Origin of the sequence: Phytoactinopolyspora endophytica (assembly GCF_004138495.1) — a bacterium.
GTDB lineage: Bacteria > Actinomycetota > Actinomycetes > Jiangellales > Jiangellaceae > Phytoactinopolyspora > Phytoactinopolyspora endophytica.
Window position 1 is genome coordinate 95330 of sequence record NZ_ML142858.1, and the last position, 1542, is coordinate 96871.

At 66.7% G+C, this 1542-nt stretch carries 1 protein-coding gene and 1 pseudogene; one reads left to right on the forward strand and one right to left on the reverse strand.

Going from position 1 to position 1542, the window contains the following annotated elements; genetic code table 11:
- A pseudogene (locus ELR45_RS41085) lies at positions 1-694 on the reverse strand (acetate/propionate family kinase); the annotation flags it as partial.
- Between the two features lie 155 nt (positions 695-849).
- On the opposite strand from ELR45_RS41085, the gene ELR45_RS19470 reads away from it, so the two are divergent.
- The coding region (locus ELR45_RS19470) for an LLM class flavin-dependent oxidoreductase (RefSeq protein WP_205856886.1) at positions 850-1542 on the forward strand (693 nt) is incomplete at its 3' end.

Below are 1542 nucleotides of genomic sequence, written 5' to 3' on the forward strand. Positions count from 1 at the left end.
GGGGAGTCAGCCCCATCGACGTGTCGATCGACTCACCACCGCGTACAGCGGTCATCGAGGCGCCGTTGCCCAGGTGGAGCACGATGAGGTTGGTGCGCCCCGGATCGCGCTCCAGGAACCGGCTGGCCTCACGGGCGACGTATCCGACCGATGTGCCATGAAAGCCGTAGCGTCGTATCCCGTGCCGGCGGGCGACATCGCGACCGAGAGCGTATGTGTAGGCCGCCGGGGGCAGGGTCTGATGGAAGGCGGTGTCGAAGATGGCCACGTGCGGAACATCAGGCAGTACCTGCCGGGCGACCCGGATGCCGGTCAGGTTCGGCGGGTTGTGCAGCGGTGCCAGGGTGGAGAGCTCATCGATGGCCCGTTCCACGTCGTCGTCGATGACGACCGGTTCGGAGAAGCGGTCGCCACCGTGCACCACACGGTGACCGACCGCGGTCAGGCCGATGTCGGCCAGCGCCGGGCCGTGCTGGTCGAGCATGTCGAGCACGGTCTTCAGGCCGGCCTCGTGATCGGGCAGGTCGAGCTCGAGCTCGATGGGCTCGCCGTCGCCGTCGTGCCGCACATGGCCGCCGCTCTCGCCGATCCGTTCCACCAGGCCCCTGGCCGCTACATGTGCGTCGTCGGCGTCGATGAGCTGGTATTTGATCGACGACGATCCGCAGTTGAGCACGAGTACCGTTGCACTCATCACACACCCCGTCGTGCCGTTTCGTCAGGTCTTGTTGGCCGGTTCGGCCGAGGCGTCGGCCTGGTCCCGTCCGACCCGGCGATATCCGACCCTCTCATCCTTCATCTTTCCACTGTCCTCCGATGCCTGTCAGCGTCCCCGAGTACGCTGCCGACATGCAGACGAAACAAGCCCAAATCGGCATGTGCTTCGACCGGACCTTCCCCGCATCACACGTCACCGAGTTCGCCCGGCGGCTGGACGACGGTGGGGCGGATCAGCTCTGGATCATTGAGGACTGCTTCTATACCGCAGGGATCAGTCTGGCTGCTTCCGCACTCGCAGTCAGCGAACGACTCACGGTAGGCATTGGAATTCTTCCCGCGGTGGCGCGCACCACCGCGATCACGGCGATGGAGATCGCCACCCTGTGTGCGCTGGCTCCGGGCCGGTTCCTGCCCGGTATCGGACACGGCGTGCAGTCGTGGATGGGGCAGATGGGCGTGCGCCCGTCGTCCCCGCTGACCGCACTGGAAGAGGTGTTGGACGGCGTGCGAAGGCTGCTCGAAGGAGAACGGTTGACCGTGCACGGCAAGCACGTACACCTCGATGACGTCCAGCTCTACCATCCGCCTGCCGAGGTGCCGCCGCTCCTGGCGGGGGTGCGGGGGCCGAAATCGATGGCGTTGGCCGGCCGTGCGGCCGGTGGTGTGGTGCTGGCCGAGCCGGCCAGCCCCTCTTTCGTCAGGTGGGCACTGGACAAGGCCGGGCATCCAGACCCGTTCCACGTGGCCGTGTTCTCGGTGCTGTGCGTCGAGCGTGACCGTCGTACTGCCTACGCGAACATGGCACCATGGCTGGCCGCGCTC